This is a genomic window from Phocaeicola faecicola (assembly GCF_013618865.1).
In the GTDB taxonomy this organism is placed as follows: domain Bacteria; phylum Bacteroidota; class Bacteroidia; order Bacteroidales; family Bacteroidaceae; genus Phocaeicola; species Phocaeicola faecicola.
Genome location: NZ_JABSOE010000007.1, coordinates 32,910 through 48,871, shown reverse-complemented (window position 1 = coordinate 48,871; position 15,962 = coordinate 32,910). Strand labels below are relative to the sequence as shown.

The 15,962-nt window shown below is 49.4% G+C and carries 11 protein-coding genes; 5 read left to right on the top strand and 6 right to left on the bottom strand.

The features are described from left to right. Position 1 precedes the first annotated feature (1 nt). The 3 genes from H3001_RS03455 to H3001_RS03445 all read left to right on the top strand — a co-directional run bounded on the left by H3001_RS03455 (position 2) and on the right by H3001_RS03445 (position 4,081). Entirely contained in the window at positions 2-979 is a 978-nt protein-coding gene (locus tag H3001_RS03455; protein ID WP_178245019.1) for a dihydroorotate dehydrogenase-like protein, read from the top strand. A 193-nt stretch (positions 980-1,172) separates the two neighbouring features. Next, positions 1,173-2,831, top strand: coding sequence for a long-chain fatty acid--CoA ligase (locus H3001_RS03450; RefSeq protein ID WP_181214081.1), 1,659 nt, complete (start codon positions 1,173-1,175; stop codon positions 2,829-2,831). A 5-nt stretch (positions 2,832-2,836) separates the two neighbouring features. After that, positions 2,837-4,081 (top strand): hypothetical protein, encoded by a 1,245-nt coding sequence (locus tag H3001_RS03445; RefSeq protein WP_178245023.1) that lies wholly within the window; start codon positions 2,837-2,839, stop codon positions 4,079-4,081. Positions 4,082-4,256: 175 nt separating this feature from the next. Here H3001_RS03445 and H3001_RS03440 read toward each other — a convergent pair whose 3' ends face one another. Both H3001_RS03440 and H3001_RS03435 read right to left on the bottom strand, forming a co-directional pair. Next, a complete protein-coding gene (locus tag H3001_RS03440) occupies positions 4,257-5,723 on the bottom strand; it encodes a DUF4270 domain-containing protein (protein ID WP_178245025.1) in 1,467 nt (488 codons plus the stop codon). Between the two features lie 29 nt (positions 5,724-5,752). Then, entirely contained in the window at positions 5,753-6,571 is an 819-nt protein-coding gene (locus H3001_RS03435; RefSeq protein ID WP_178245028.1) for a glycogen/starch synthase, read from the bottom strand. A 254-nt stretch (positions 6,572-6,825) separates the two neighbouring features. Here H3001_RS03435 and panC point away from each other — a divergent pair, with 254 nt between their 5' ends. Further along, the gene (gene panC, locus H3001_RS03430; protein WP_181214080.1) at positions 6,826-7,680 is read left to right on the top strand and encodes a pantoate--beta-alanine ligase; all 855 of its coding nucleotides are present in this window, start codon (positions 6,826-6,828) and stop codon (positions 7,678-7,680) included. Continuing rightward, positions 7,677-8,030, top strand: a complete 354-nt coding sequence (panD, locus tag H3001_RS03425; RefSeq protein ID WP_178245032.1) for an aspartate 1-decarboxylase — start codon at positions 7,677-7,679, stop codon at positions 8,028-8,030. Before panC ends, panD begins: the two co-directional genes overlap by 4 nt. Before the next feature lie 465 nt (positions 8,031-8,495). On the opposite strand, the gene H3001_RS03420 is transcribed toward panD, so the two are convergent. From H3001_RS03420 to H3001_RS03405, 4 genes are all read right to left on the bottom strand, one after another. Next, positions 8,496-10,493, bottom strand: a complete 1,998-nt coding sequence (locus H3001_RS03420) for a fructose-1,6-bisphosphatase (protein ID WP_178245034.1) — start codon at positions 10,491-10,493, stop codon at positions 8,496-8,498. A 21-nt stretch (positions 10,494-10,514) separates the two neighbouring features. Beyond that, on the bottom strand, positions 10,515-12,176 hold the full coding sequence (locus tag H3001_RS03415) for a putative transporter (RefSeq protein WP_178245036.1): 1,662 nt from the start codon (positions 12,174-12,176) through the stop codon (positions 10,515-10,517). Positions 12,177-12,320: 144 nt separating this feature from the next. Beyond that, a complete protein-coding gene (locus H3001_RS03410) occupies positions 12,321-14,510 on the bottom strand; it encodes a glutamine synthetase III family protein (RefSeq protein WP_181214079.1) in 2,190 nt (729 codons plus the stop codon). A gap of 58 nt (positions 14,511-14,568) precedes the next feature. Further along, the gene (locus tag H3001_RS03405; protein WP_178245040.1) at positions 14,569-15,798 is read right to left on the bottom strand and encodes an LL-diaminopimelate aminotransferase; all 1,230 of its coding nucleotides are present in this window, start codon (positions 15,796-15,798) and stop codon (positions 14,569-14,571) included. Between the last annotated feature and the right edge of the window lie 164 nt (positions 15,799-15,962).

Genomic DNA, 15,962 nt, shown 5'->3' with positions numbered 1-15,962 from the left:
TATGGCACAATTAAAAACAACATTTGCAGGATTAACACTGGAAAATCCGATCATCATCAGCAGTTCCGGATTGACTAACAGCGTTGAGAAAATAAAGAAACTGGAGGAAGCAGGCGCCGGTGCAGTCGTACTGAAGTCTGTTTTCGAAGAACAGATCAACATACAGGCAGGCACCATGAGCGGTTACGGTTCTCCCGAAGCCGACGATTACCTGGGTGCCTACGTACGTTCAAACACCTTGAACGAACACGTAAACCTGATCAGAGAGGCTAAGAAAGCATGCAAGATTCCGGTGATTGCCAGCATCAACTGCTACTCGGACAATGAGTGGACAGAGTTTGCCAAGATCATGGAAGAAGCAGGAGCAGACGCTCTGGAAATCAACATCCTCGCTCTCCAGACCGACAAGGACTACACTCCGGGCAAGTTTGAACAGCAGCATATCGATACATTAAGACACATCCGTCAGGCAGTCCGCATCCCTGTCATCATGAAACTCGGTGCCAACCTGACCAACCCGGTTGCCCTGATCAACCAGTTGTATGCCAACGGTGCCGCAGCCGTAGTGCTGTTCAACCGTTTCTACCAGCCGGACTTCAACATTGAGACACTCACATACTGCAACACCAACGTAATGAGTACGAAAGCCGAACTCGCCGACCGTCTGCGCTGGACAGCCATCGCTTCGGCTGCCATCCCTCAGCTCGACTATGCCATTTCCGGTGGAGTACACTGCGGTAAAGGAGTCATCAAGTCTATCCTGGCCGGAGCCACTGCCGTAGAAGTGTGCAGCGCCATCTACCAGTACGGTCCGAAAGAAATTGAAAGCATGAAAAAAGAACTGGCAGAATGGATGGACGACAAAGGTTTCGAAAACCTGGCTCAGTTCAAGGGCAAGATGAATGCCAACACTGCCGGAAGCGTCAACCCGTTCGAACGTACGCAGTTCATGAAATATTACAGCAACCACGAGGAATAATTCCTCTGCGGCTGCATTCCTTACAAGAGGCACCTTTTCACCCGAAAAGATGCCTCTTGTTGTTTTCCGCACTCCCCCTTCCCCCGTTTTTTAGGAAGATAATGAAGTATGCCTCCCCCTAAATTTGTACAACTGAGAAGAAAAAATTATATTTGCACATTATCGCACATCTTGTGCAAATAAAAAACAGAATATGGAAAAAAGTTTTATTGCTTTCATCGAAGAAAGTATCAAAAAAAATTGGGATTTAGACGCACTGACTGATTATAAGGGGGCCACCCTGCAATATAAAGATGTCGCTCGTAAAATCGAGAAGTTACACATCCTGCTGGCCGAAAGCGGCATTCAGCCGGGAGACAAGGTAGCCATCTGCGGACGGAACAGCTCGCACTGGGGAGTTGCCTTCCTGGCAATTCTTACCTATGGTGCCGTAGCAGTACCCATCCTGCACGAGTTCAAGGCGGATAATGTACATCACATTGTCAACCATTCCGAAGCCCGCCTCCTTTTTGTAGGCGACGTGGTTTGGGAAGGCCTGAACGAAGCAGCCATGCCTGCATTGGAAGGTATCATCCTGATGACGGACTTTACCCTGCTGGTATGCCGCAGCAAACAACTGGAGTATGCCAGAGAGCACCTGAACGAGATGTTCGGCAAGAAATTTCCCCGCAACTTCCGGCGTGAGCACATCAGTTACCGCCGTGACAACCCTGAGGAACTGGCTGTCATCAACTACACATCGGGTACTACCAGCTTCTCCAAAGGTGTCATGCTGCCCTACCGCGTATTGTGGTCGAACACTCAGTTTGCCTTTGAGGTACTGAAACTGAATGCCGGCGACCGCATCGTGTCCATGCTTCCCATGGCGCACATGTACGGACTGGCCTTCGAGTTCCTCTACGAATTCTCGTGCGGGGCGCACATCTACTTCCTCACGCGTATGCCTAGTCCGAAGATCATTTTCCAGGCATTTGCCGAGGTAAAGCCGAACATTATCATTGCCGTACCGCTGATCATCGAGAAAATCATCAAGAAGAACGTACTCCCCAAATTGGAGACATTCAAGATGAAAGTCCTGCTGAAAGTGCCTATCATCAACGACAAGATCAAGGCAACCGTACGCGAGCAGATGATCAAAGGTTTCGGAGGCAACTTCTACGAAGTCATTGTGGGAGGTGCCGCATTCAACCAGGAAGTGGAAAAGTTGCTTAAAAGCATCGACTTCCCTTATACAGTAGGATACGGTATGACAGAATGCGGTCCGATTATCTGCTACGAAGACTGGCAGCGCTTCAAGCCGGGATCATGCGGAAAAGCCGCTCCGCGCATGGAGGTACGCATAGACAGTCCCGACCCGCAGCATGTGGTAGGAGAAATCCTGACACGGGGAGACAATGTCATGCTGGGATACTACAAGAATCCGGAAGCAACCGCACAGGTACTCGATGCCGACGGATGGCTGCATACCGGCGACCTGGGCATCATGGACGAGGAAGGCAACGTAACCATCAAGGGACGGAGCAAGAACCTGCTGCTGGGTCCTTCGGGACAGAATATCTATCCGGAGGAAATCGAAGACCAGCTGAACAACCTGCCTTACGTGGCCGAGAGCATCGTCATCCAGCAGGAAGACCACAAGCTGATGGCCCTGATTTATCCGGACTTCGAAGTGGCCTATGCACAGGGACTGAAAGACGAGGACATCGAAAAGGCAATGGAAGACAACCGGGTAGCCCTCAACCAGAATTTACCGGCCTACTCACAGATTACCCGTGTAAAGATTTATCCGGAAGAGTTTGAAAAGACTCCGAAAAAGAGCATCAAGCGATTCCTGTATCAAGATGTAAAATAAAGGATATGAAATCAAAGATATCATATAGTATGCTGTTCCTGTCGGGATGCCTCCTGGCAGGAACAGTTTCCTCTTATGCCCAGCCCACTAAGGAGAAGGGGCTGAAAAAGGGACCTAACCTGGCCGTCAACCTTACCAACCGCAAGACCGTACCTGAGCGTACGTATCTCAATCTGGGCTTCATCAGCAACTTCCAGGAGCTCGACGGACTGGGAATCAACGTAATATCCAGCATCACCCATTTCCGGAGCAACGGGGTGCAGATTGCCGGAATCACCAATGTGACGGGATTGAATACGAAAGGGGTTCACCTTTCGGGTATCGCCAATGTCACGGGAGGGAATTCATCCGGCATACTGGCCAGCGGACTGATGAATGTCAACGGCAAGGGGTTCAAGGGAGTGTCTTTCTCGGGTATCGGTAACTTTACCGGAGACAATTCGTCGGGATGGGTGCTCGGAGGACTGATGAATATCTCCGGCAACCGTTTTTCAGGGGTACAGTTGGCGGGACTGGCAAACATCACTGCCGGCTTGCAGAAAGGTATCCATCTTGCAGGACTGATGAACGTGACTGGAGACAGTCTGAAAGGGCTTCAGCTTTCCTCCATCCTGAATGTGACGGCAGAAGCCAGCAAGGGAGTACAGTTGGCCGGCATCGGCAATGTGGCTGTCGTCAACAAAGGGGTGCAGCTGGGAGCGGCCAATTATGCGCAGGAGAACAGGGGACTGCAGCTGGGAGTGGCCAACATCGACTCCATCGGCCATAAAGGGGTACAGATCGGACTGGTGAACGTCAGTAAGGACAGTACGGCCCATCAGTTCGGATGCATCAACCTGAATCCGTCCACCCGTATCCAGATGGTGGTTTCGGGCGGCAACTTCAACTGCATGAGTGTGGCTGCACGTTTCAAGAGACGCCATACCTATACCGAACTCGGAGCGGGTACCCGTTATCCGGCAGTCACCCAGAGTGTCCCGGTAAACCTGTTTTACAGGGCAGGTATCTATCATCCGCTTTCCTCACGGATCATAATCGGAGCGGATGCCGGTTTCTTCCATATCGAGAATGTGAGTTCGGAAACAGCCCGGCGGATGTATGCCTTCCAGCCCCGGATCAACCTGGAATACCGGATCGGTCCGAAGATGGGAATCTCCATTGCGGGCGGATACAACTGGCAGCGGTATTACGGACACAGCTTCACGGCAGAAAAGGACTTCACTTTCGACCTGAGCCTGATTTTCTTCTAAGCCGTACCGGAACGCTCCGGCAATGTCCCGGCACCCCGGTGTATTTTCCGGCCGGGCAATGCCCCAATGAAAAGACAAGTAAAGAAACAAACCAATACCTATAAAAAAATGGGAGAACCGCTTCATCGTCCGGTTCTCCCATTTTTTATCTATATCATTATCAGAATGTCCTCACCTATCGCTGCTTGGGCTGAGTATAAATTACATTCATCGTAATCTGGTTTTCCTCGTTCGAAGAAGGATCCCCTTCTACTCCCCGTACCAGCATAGCCGAATTCACATTCAAGTCATTCTCTACACCAATAATATTACCCTGTGAGTCACTTTCGGTAGTTACCGGAATCAGCACCACCTTGTTCCAGTCGGGATGCTCAGTCACCCACTTGTTCCATGCAGCCTCACCTTTTTCCACCTCCGGACGGATCTCGCTGAAAATGTAACTGGTCAGACGGTTCAGTTTCGAGAACTGGTAAGTAGCCGTCTTGCTGTCATAGCTGGCAATGAACGACGTCTTGTTGTCGTTGACCTTATTGTCCTCGAAGAAACTCTTCATGTCGCTCTTTCTGACCATCAGCAACCGACTCGGAGTTCCCATCTTGAACGGTCCTGCCTCCTGGCTCTTCAACTTCTGGAACGAAACCGAAATGGAGTTCAGCGTATCTTTCTGATGCGCATCAAACATGTCTTTCAGCGGAAGAGTCACCTCCGTACAGATACCTGCCGGTGTCTTCAAATAAGTCCGTTCCGGATCACTCTTCAGTTCATCGAGGTTGGCGTTCTTAAAGCGTGAAGACATGAATACCTCCTTCGTACTGGCCATCTGCACATATCCGGTCAGCAAAGTATCCTTATCCTCATCCGTCTTGTCCCAATAAGACAGTTTCAGACTCAGATAAATATCAGAAACGTACAGAATCGATCCTTCTCCCTGAGTGGTATGTACATAGAATCCCTTGAGTACATTCTTGATAAAGGCTTCAGAATCGCGGAAGTTCGGGTGAACAGTCTGTCCGTTGACCTCCTTCGTTTCATTATACTTATCCAACAGATACTTGCAGAAATCCTTGCCCAAATCCACTGAAACATTCGGATAATACGTCTTGTTGCCGTAACTGTCAGTCGCATTCCGGATGGAATCGCTCACCGTCTTGTCGTAAGCCGCATAATCCTTTACCGCCAGGAAAGGCGTAGTGGCATCATAATACTTCTTCGGATCCAGGTTACTGTAGTATAAGTTCTTGTCCTTTCCGTCGTCTTTAATCACGGTATTCAGTGTATCCACCTGCACACGGAGTGTTGACAGCGAGTCGCCAAAATAATCCGTATAATACAGCCCCAGCTTCGCTTCTACAATATCCTCCAGTTTATCCGGCAGACTGAAATTCTCGGGGCAGTTGATCTGCACCAGAAAGTCAGAGCTGAAAGTCCCGTAATCCTTATCGGTAAACTTTCCCAGATAAGCCGTACTGGAACGTGAATACACTGAGTCCAGCAAAAGCGATTGAGTTGTTACATTATAAGAAGCCGCCTTTGCATCAATCAGTTCATCGTCTACAATAAACTGACCGATACCGACCGTTTCATCATCGCAACTACAGAGTGTGGCGGCCAGTCCGAATACCGCCAAGAACTTAAGTTTCATTTTCTTCTAAAATTTATAAAGTCATTCGGTTATTCAGCATCCCCCAGTATCTTATTGTACAGATCCTTGCAGGCATCTGCATAAGCATCCTCGGTCTGAAAACCTGTCACTGGTATATTTAGTTTATTTGCATAGTCAATAATGTCGGCATTGACATTCTCGCTATTCTGTATGACTCCGTCGGAGTAGCTGATTGCCAGTTTACTGAGTTCATCGTAATTGGCAGGGCTTTCCATCATCTTCAAGTCATCGAGCGTAATGTCCCTGAACAGCACCTGTTCCTTGAAATTAGGAGCCAGGTTCGACTTGAATCCTTCTCCGTATACCGAAAAGACCACCTTGGAATCGCGGAATGACGGTTCATCCTGGTAAGCCTTCTTTATATATAAAGGTACTACGGCACTCATCCATCCGTGACAGTGGATGATATCCGGACACCAACGCAGCTTCTTCACTGTCTCAAGTACGCCTCTGGCATAAAAAATAGCACGTTCGCCATTATCCTCATACTCGTTACCCTCTTCATCAGTCGTCATCAGGCGGTGCTGGAAGTAATCATCGTTGTCAATGAAATATACCTGCCGGCGGGCTGCCTGAATGGAAGCTACCTTAATAATCAACGGATGATCGGTATCATCAATAATAATGTTCATTCCCGACAGACGGATCACCTCATGCAACTGATTGCGGCGTTCGTTGACGTTTCCCCATTTTGGCATGAACGTACGGATTTCATAACCCTTGTCTTGAATAGCCTGCGGTAAATTTTGTCCGATAAGTGACAGTTCACTCTCGGGCACGTAAGGAGTAATTTCTTGTGTAATGAATAAAACTTTTTTCGCGCTCATGTTATTATTATTGCTCATAAACATTTTGCAAAGATATAAAAAATAGACGCTCAAGGCAAATACGCTTTCGAATAATTCCTTATAGTATGTTAATGATAGGCAGGATTATCCTCAAATAACCTTATCTTTTTCAGTACAAAAAGGGAGCGGCCGCAAAATATTTATTCTTTTTGCACAATCTGTTTCTTTATGTGGCGAAAATGTGGTTACTTTGCACCCGAATTATTAAAAAGCATTTTAATAAACACAAGGAAATGAAGTTGATTCAAACAATTAAAGAGCTTCGGGCGGAGTTGGATACTCTCCGTAAGGAAGGAAAGTCCGTCGGACTGGTTCCTACAATGGGAGCTTTGCACGCCGGTCACGCCTCATTGGTGAAGCGGGCTGTAGCAGAAAATGATGTAGTGGTAGTCAGTGACTTTGTAAACCCTACACAATTTAACGATCAGAATGATTTGTTGAAGTATCCCCGCACCTTAGAAGCCGACTGTAAACTACTGGACTCGTGTGGAGTCACTTTTGTATTCGCTCCTTCCGTAGAAGAGATTTACCCGGAACCTGACACTCGTCAGTTCAGCTACGCGCCGCTGGATACGGTAATGGAAGGAAAGTTCCGCCCCGGACATTTCAATGGGGTTTGTCAGATTGTGAGCAAGTTATTCATGATAGTTGAACCCGACCGTGCCTACTTCGGAGAGAAAGATTTCCAGCAGCTGGCCATCATCCGCGAAATGGTACGCAAATATCCGTTCAACCTTCAGATTGTGGGATGTCCCATCGTACGCGAGGACGACGGACTGGCACTGAGCAGCCGTAACGCCCGTCTGAGCAGCGAGCAGAGCACTCAGGCCCTGCAGATCTCCAAGGCCCTGTTTGCCAGTGTAGAATACGCGAAAGCACACACCCTGGCAGAAACCAAGGCTTTTGTGGAAAAAGCCATTGAGGAGGCAGAAGGACTCACCATCGAATATTTCGAGATAGTAGACGGAGACACGCTGCAGACCGTATCGGAATGGAATGACAGCAACTACATCGTAGGATGCATCACCGTGTACTGCGGAGAAGTCAGATTAATTGATAACATCAAGTATAAGGAGCATCAATCATGATGATAGAAGTGTTGAAATCAAAATTGCACTGCGTGACGGTTACTGAAGCTAACCTGAACTATATGGGAAGCATCACCATCGACGAGGATCTGATGGACGCTGCCAATATGATTGCAGGCGAAAAGGTGCAGATAGTAGACAACAACAACGGAGAACGTTTTGAGACGTACATTATAAAAGGTGAGCGCGGATCGGGCTGTATCTGCCTGAACGGAGCTGCCGCACGTAAGGTACAGGTAGGAGATATCGTCATCATCATGTCTTATGCGCTGATGGACTTCGAGGAAGCCAAATCGTTCAAGCCGACGGTGGTTTTCCCTGACACCTCATCCAACAAGCTGGTTAAGTAAGACCCACGATCATCCGGGAATATCCCGCAGGGATTTCCTGTTCAAAACAAGACATAACGGTCCTGCAACGGTCGGTTCCACTGCCGTTGCAGGATTTTCTTTTTACCCAAAGTCTGTAGGGCACATGCTGAAGCCCATGACCGGAAGGAAACAGATCCCCGCACCCGAAGACATCCATCCATTTTCTTTTCCATAACCGCAGAAAACAGCAAAGACAAGGGAACAAACGATTCAGAACCCTGATGCCATCTTTCGCGTACGACGGTAATCCATAAAACAACGGTGCCGTTTTATTCATCTGCATCGCAAATCAATAAAACGGCACCGCCATTTATTATTTCCAATAAAGAGAATGACACTTCCACTGCAGGAAACGCAGGAAATCCGTCGGCACCTGTCCGAAAACAGATAGCGCTATCCACTCGCAGACCTGCCCCGGACAGCCAGTCTCTCCTTTTTTATTCCTTAATAAGCCCGCTCCTTGATGACTCCGGTACGGTAGGCCACCAGCAACTTCTTGAGGTCCTCAATCTGCACCCTCAGCTCGCGTCCCTTGTCCGTATCTTTCACCATCATACGCTGGGTACTCAACTCCACAATCTGTGTCGTCGACTTGATGTCCTGACCTTCTTCGATGGCCTTCTGCGTAGAGGTAAACGGTTCATGCTGTACCAGCTGGAATCCTCTGGAATGATATACCAGCGTATATCCGGCGATACCCGTTTCCGGCTGATAAGCCTTTGAGAAACCACCGTCTATCACCATCAGCTTACCGTTGGCCTTGATCGGTTTCTCGCCCTTCACGGCTTTCACCGGCACGTGTCCGTTGATAATATGACGATGCTCACCCTTCACCTCAAACTCATCGAGTATCATGTCGCAGATATCCTCGCGGTCTCTCAGCATGTAATAATATCCCTTGATTTCGGTATGCGTTTCCTTTTCCTTCAGGAAATAACGCTCGAAAGTAGCCATCTTGCTCTTGTCGAAGGCCGGAGAATCCTTTCCGCACCACAGGTACCAGATATAATCGCAGGCAAAATCCTTCTCTTCGTTCTCGGCATCCCCGAAATACGCCGTCCGGATCAGTTGTCCCACACGGTTCAGCAGCGACTTGCCTTTGTATTTTCTTCCCATGATATCCACTTCCTTCAGCGTACCGTCTTCATTGAGCGGCATGGAAGCATGGAACAGGAGGTTGGAGTTGCATACCGTATACATGCATCCGTAACGGAAGAGGCACTGCATGTGCTTGTGCAGCTTCTCGCTGTGGGTAAAGGAGAAATGCAGTTTCTGCACGATTTCCTTTTCCTCCTCGGTCATCTTGTACGGGTCCTTAGGATCGATGGTCGGGAAATGCGTATCCTGCAGCATATATTCCTGACCGTTGATGGTAATGGTACCCTTCTCGAAGTTGATGTGATGCAGCAGCAGACGGTCTTCCATCTTGAACTCCGGCCGTTTCTGAATGGTCTGGGCCTCCAGCTTGAACTGGATGATGCTGATGGCCTTATGCATCTGTGCAATCAGGCGGATGGTCTTATCGTTGTAAGAAGTGCTGTTCTTGTCAATCTTCGGAGTAAAGCAGCTGCAGGCATCGTGCGCATACGTTTCCATGGCGAAAGTCGCCAGAGGCAGCAGGTTGATGCCGTAACCGTCCTCCAGTGCAGAGAGGTTGCCGTAGCGCATGGCCAGGCGGATGACATTCGCGATACAGCAGTTGTTGCCGGAAGCCGCCCCCATCCAGAGGATATCGTGATTACCCCACTGGATATCAAAATTATGATACTTGAGCAAGGTATCCATGATGATGTGAGGTCCGGGCCCCCTGTCGAACACATCTCCCAGTACATGAAGCGAGTCGATGGTCAGCTGCTGAATCAGGTTGCACATGGCCACAATAAAATCGTCGGCCCGGTGCGTATCGATGATCGTACTGATAATCACGTTGATATATGCCTGCTTGTTCGGCTCCATACTGCTTTCGTGCAGCAATTCCTGGATGATGTAAGAGAACTCTTCAGGCAGCGCCTTCCGTACCTTGGAACGCGTATATTTCGACGACACATTCTGGCACACCTTCACCAGCTGGTTCAAGGTAATCACATACCAGTCCACCAGGTCGTTCTCGCACTCCTTGACCAGTTGCAGTTTCTGCTCCGGATAATAGATAAGCGTACACAACTCTTTCTTCTCCGCCTCGCGCAAGGTATTACCGAAAATCTCATTCACCTTTCTCTTGATTGCCCCCGAAGCGTTACGAAGCACATGCTGAAAGGCTTCATACTCTCCGTGCAGGTCTGCCAGAAAATGCTCCGTTCCCTTAGGCAGGTTCAGTATCGCCTCCAGATTGATAATTTCTGTACTTGCAGCCGCAATGGTAGGGAAATTATGAGAAAGCAATTCCAGATACCGAAGATCCTTCTGTATCATTTCTTGTGTGATTTGCTTATATATTTTCATTGTGCTTATATTTAGGTTAGGTTATAGAAAAATCATTAATATCAGTTGGGCGATAATCACCCTCAGGAACATCCCCAACGGATAGACAGTGGCATAGCTTACCGCCGGATTGTCATTGGGAATGATGTCGTTGGCATAGTTCAGTGCCATCGGATTGGCCATGCTTCCGCAAAGCATGCCGCAGGTATTCCCAAAATCCAGGTGGAATATGCGCAAGGAAAGGACAGCCATGATGACCACCGGTACAAACGTGATCAGGAAGCCGACTCCGACCCACAAGGCTCCTTCGGGACGCATCACCGTCTCAAAGAAATGCGCACCCGCATCCAGCCCCAGACAGGCCAGATACAAGGACAGTCCGATACCTCTCAGCATCAGGCTGGCACTCCGGGTAGTATAAGTCAGCATATGGAACCTCGGTCCGTACGATCCGATCAGAATACCCACAATGATGGGGCCACCTGCCAGTCCCAGTTTTACCGGAGAACTGATGCCCGGAATCGCAATAGGAATGGATCCCACAATCAGTCCCAGTACGATACCGATGAAGATGGAAGCCAGGTTCGGGTCTTTCAGGGTGCGGACCGTATTTCCCAGTACCTTTTCCACATTCTGGATGGCCGCAGCCTCTCCCACTACGGTCAGACGGTCGCCCAACTGAAGAATCAGGCCGGAAGTGGCCAGCAGCTGCACCCCGCTTCGCATCACACGGCTGATGTTGATGCCGTAGGTATTACGCAGACGGAGCGATCCGAGTTTCTTGCCGTTGATTTCGGGACGGGAAATGATGATGTGCTTTGAGATAAGCTGACTGTCAATGGCATTCCAGTCGATGTCCTCCTTGTTCCAGTCGCGGTTTTCCTGCTCACCAAACAGAATGGTAAGCGCCGACACGTCTTTCTCGGTAGTGATGACCAGCAGACGGTCGTTCTCTTTCAAGACCTTGTCGGAGGTTGGGATGCTGACCACCCCGTTTCTCCACATTCTTGAAATCACGAACTTAGGATAGCTCAGTTTGGCGATATCCTGTATGCTTTTATTGAAAATTGCCGGATTATGAACCTGGAAAGTAGCAATGTAAGTGTGGTTCGGGTCCTCATGCTCATTCGTCTCCATGTCGGCAGGACGCACAAAGAGTTTTCTGACCACAATGATGGCCAATATCACTCCCACTACTCCCAGCGGATAAGTCACGGCGCAACTGAGGGCTGCCCCGCTTGTCGGCTCACCCAACTGCTTGAGGGTCTGCTGCGCAGCTCCCAGTGCCGGCGTATTGGTGGTCGCTCCACACAGGATACCGACCATGTCGGACAGCGGAATCGTAGTACACATGCTCAGGGAGATAGCCATGACGGTACCCAGCAGAATCACCCCCATTCCCAGCAGGTTCAGCTTATACCCTCCCCGCTGAAATGAAGAAATAAAGCCCGGGCCTACCTGGAGTCCCAGCGCATAGACAAACAATACCAATCCGAAACTTTCCGCATAGGTAAGCATCTGCTGGTCAATGGAAAAGCCCAGATGTCCGGCCAGAATTCCCATGAAGAAAACAAACGTGACTCCCAGAGAAATGCCGCAAACGCGGATTTTTCCCAATCCCAGACCACATGCTATAATAAGAGATATAATAACGACCGCTTGCAGTGCAGAGTGTTCAAAAAATAAATCGTATAACCATTCCATGGTGCAAAGATATAAACCTTTTATGAAATCCTGCCCTCTTTCCGCCGAGAATCTTCATGAAAAAACGCGGCAGAAGGGCAATAAAAAATCCGGCAACCCTGAGCCCCCTCGAAGTTGCCGGATTTCTGAAAAATAAAATCGACGTTATCTGATAAACAATAACTCACGATACTTAGGCAAGGTCCACATCTGATCGTCGATGATCAGTTCGAGCTTATCGATATGGTAACGGATCTGCTCCAGCATCGGTGCGATATTGTCGTGATAAGCGATGGCCTTCTCACGTTCCTGTGTAATCCGGTTGGCAACCTTTCTGGCTTCCACCATGGCATCCACCTGTTCCTTGATAAAGGCGGTATGTTCGGCGATTTCCCGGATCAGTGCCAGGTTCTCGGCCGACAGTTTATTGGCTTCATCCTCGCTGAACAGGGCTTTCATCTTATAGGCATTGTCAATCAGCTTGGTCTGATACTCAATGGCCACCGGCACCACATGATTCATTACCAGGTCACCCAGCACGCGGGCTTCAATCTGAATCTTCTTGGTGTACATTTCCCATTTCACCTCGTTGCGGGCTTCCAGCTCCTTGCGGTTCATGACACCGGTTGATTCAAACATACGGATGGTTTCCCGCTTGAGGTAGTTGTCGAAAATCAACGGACAGCTGGTCTCGCAGTCCAGTCCGCGGCGCTTAGCCTCTTCCTTCCACTCGTCACCGTATCCGTTACCGTCGAAGCGGATAGGCTTACATTCCTTGATGTAACGGCGGATCACCTGAATGATGGCCGAAATCTTCGGTTCACCCTTTTCAATCAGTTCGTCGACATCCTTCTTGAAGATGATCAGCTGTTCAGCCACTGCCGTATTCAAGGCAATCATCGCACTGGCACAGTTGGCCTCCGAACCCGGAGCACGGAACTCAAAGCGGTTTCCGGTAAAGGCAAAAGGCGAAGTACGGTTACGGTCGGTATTGTCGATCATCAGTTCCGGAATGTGCGGAATATCGAGACGCATGCCCTGCTTGTCTCCCAGCGATACCAGGTCGTTGCTTGAACTTTCTTCCAGGTGATCCAGCACCTTGTTCAACTGCGTACCCAGGAAAGAAGAGATGATGGCAGGAGGTGCTTCGTGCGCTCCCAGACGATGTGCGTTGGTTGCACTCATGATAGAGGCCTTCAGCAGTCCGTTGTGGTGATATACAGCCATCAGCGTATTGACTACGAAAGTAATGAAACGGAGGTTCTCTTCCGATGTCTTTCCCGGAGCCATCAGCAACACCCCGTTGTCGGTACCCAGCGACCAGTTGTTGTGCTTTCCGGAACCGTTCACACCCTTGAAAGGCTTTTCATGCAGCAGCACGCGGAATCCGTGGTTGCGGGCAATCTTACGCATCAGCGACATGATCAGCATGTTATGGTCGACAGCCAGGTTACATTCCTCGTAAATCGGAGCCAGCTCAAACTGGTTCGGTGCCACCTCATTGTGACGGGTCTTCACCGGAATACCCAGTTCCAGTGCCTGAATTTCCAGGTCTTTCATAAAGGCAGCCACACGGGTCGGAATCGCACCGAAGTAGTGGTCTTCCAACTGCTGGTTCTTTGAAGCCTCATGTCCCATCAGCGTACGTCCGGTCAGCAGCAGGTCAGGACGGGCCGCATACAGACCTTCGTCTACCAGGAAGTATTCCTGTTCCCATCCCAGGTAAGTAATGATTTTCTTTACAGAAGGATCGAAATAGCGTACCACTTCGAGTGCCGCCTTGGTCACCGCACCGATGGATTTCAGCAAAGGAGCCTTATAGTCCAGAGACTCACCGGTATAAGCGATGAATACAGTCGGGATACACAGCGTATCGTCCACCACAAACACCGGAGAAGAAGGATCCCACGCACTGTAACCGCGGGCCTCGAATGTATTTCTCACACCTCCGTTCGGGAAAGAAGAACCGTCGGCTTCCTGCTGTACCAGCAGCTTTCCGGAAAATTCTTCCAGCATGCCTCCCTTTCCGTCGTGTTCAACAAAGGCATCATGCTTTTCAGCCGTTCCCTCTGTCAGAGGCTGGAACCAGTGCGTATAGTGAGTCACGCCCAACTCCGAAGCCCATTTCTTCATACCCGCAGCCACCTCATCGGCAATATTTCTGTCCAGAGGAGAGCCGTTATCTATCACGTCCACCAGTTTGGCATACACCTTGCTTGGCAGATACTTGAACATTTTCTCACGGTTGAATACATATTTTGCAAAGTATTCACTGGGGCGTTCCTTAGGAGAAGGCACATCGACAGGTTTCTTGTGAAACGCTTTCTCAACTACTCTAAATCTTAATTTCGACATAATACCTAAAGTTATTTCTATTTTGTATCTATTTTTTCCGTTCTCTTTTATTTATACATTATACACATTGTTGTATGCGGCGCACCGCTTCCCGGCAGCGTTCCCGCTCATTGAACGAGCAGATCCGCACAAAGGACCGGCCTTCCGGACCGAACCGGCTGCCCGGTTCCACCACCACCTGTGCCTCGTACAGCAGCCGATGGAAAAACTGCCAGTCGTCCATACCGTCGGGAACCCGTATCCAGACAAAAGGCGCATTCACCCCTCCCGTCACCTGCAGGCCCGCCGCCGACAGTCCCTCTCTCAACAGCCGGGCATTTTCCATATAATATTGTATATGGGCCTTGATTTCCTTCTTTCCTTCGGGAGAAAGCGCTGCTTCCGCTCCCCGCTGGGCAATGTAGGAAGTGCCGTTGTACTTGATATACTGGTGTTGTCTCCAAAGATGGTTCAGTGAAATACGGTTTCCAGCCAGCGTAGTCGCTGTCAGTTCCTGAGGGATGACCACATAGCCGCATCTCACCCCCGAGAACCCCGCCGTTCTGGAAAACGTCCTGTATTCGATGGCCACTTTCTTGGCTCCTTTTATCTCATAAATGGAATGTGGAATGTCCGGATGCTGGATATAAGCTTCATAAGTAGCGTCAAACATGATCAGCGCATCGTTCTTGATGGCATAATTGACCCACTTTTTCAGTTCGGTACGGTTGAGCGTGCTTCCGGTAGGCACATGAGGATGACTCAGGTAAACGATGTCAATTCGGGTATCAGGCACCTGCGGTATGAAACCTTTGTCCTGGGGACAGGAAATATAAATCACATTATTCCATCTGCCGTCGCTCTGGAGTTCCCCGGCCCGTCCGCACATGATGCTGGCAGCCGCATAAACCGGATAAGCCAGGCTCGCAATACCGATGCTGTTGTCGTGACGGAGGAGATTGCCGATGTTGCCGATGTTGCTCTGCGTACCCTCGGTGATGAATATCTCCGACTTTTCCAGTACCACGCCACGTTCCTGAAACTCATGCTTGACAATGGACTCAATCAGGAAGTCATACCCCTGCTTCGGCCCGTATCCCCGGAAGGAAGAAGCATCCGCCAGTTCCTCCACTGCCCGGGCCATGGCCCCTGCCACCGATTCGGGTACCGGCAGGCAGACATCTTCTTTTTCGAGACAGATAAGGTCTGCCTTGGGATGAACGGCCTTAAACAAATTGATTTTTCTCTCCATGACAGGAGAAAAATAATCGTCAGGCAATTTCAGGAGATGTTCGTTTACTAGCGCCATATTGGGGGTTGTATACAGTTACAATTTTGCTCAAACCGGTGCAAAATTACGAAAAAAAAGTCAACCGCAAAATTAGTATTTTCATTTCTTCCGGATGATGAATAATTTTATGGCGGCCGGATAACCTGAATCGATGTTTTTTTTATACTTTTGTGCATAATTTA

Bases quoted from the DNA above. Each gene is read 5' to 3' on its own strand.
- H3001_RS03455 (WP_178245019.1), top strand. From the start codon at position 2: ATGGCACAATTAAAAACAACATTTGCAGGATTAACACTGGAAAATCCG.
- H3001_RS03450 (WP_181214081.1), top strand. From the start codon at position 1,173: ATGGAAAAAAGTTTTATTGCTTTCATCGAAGAAAGTATCAAAAAAAAT.
- H3001_RS03445 (WP_178245023.1), top strand. From the start codon at position 2,837: ATGAAATCAAAGATATCATATAGTATGCTGTTCCTGTCGGGATGCCTC.
- H3001_RS03440 (WP_178245025.1), bottom strand. From the start codon at position 5,723: ATGAAACTTAAGTTCTTGGCGGTATTCGGACTGGCCGCCACACTCTGT.
- H3001_RS03435 (WP_178245028.1), bottom strand. From the start codon at position 6,571: ATGAGCGCGAAAAAAGTTTTATTCATTACACAAGAAATTACTCCTTAC.
- panC (WP_181214080.1), top strand. From the start codon at position 6,826: ATGAAGTTGATTCAAACAATTAAAGAGCTTCGGGCGGAGTTGGATACT.
- panD (WP_178245032.1), top strand. From the start codon at position 7,677: ATGATGATAGAAGTGTTGAAATCAAAATTGCACTGCGTGACGGTTACT.
- H3001_RS03420 (WP_178245034.1), bottom strand. From the start codon at position 10,493: ATGAAAATATATAAGCAAATCACACAAGAAATGATACAGAAGGATCTT.
- H3001_RS03415 (WP_178245036.1), bottom strand. From the start codon at position 12,176: ATGGAATGGTTATACGATTTATTTTTTGAACACTCTGCACTGCAAGCG.
- H3001_RS03410 (WP_181214079.1), bottom strand. From the start codon at position 14,510: ATGTCGAAATTAAGATTTAGAGTAGTTGAGAAAGCGTTTCACAAGAAA.
- H3001_RS03405 (WP_178245040.1), bottom strand. From the start codon at position 15,798: ATGGCGCTAGTAAACGAACATCTCCTGAAATTGCCTGACGATTATTTT.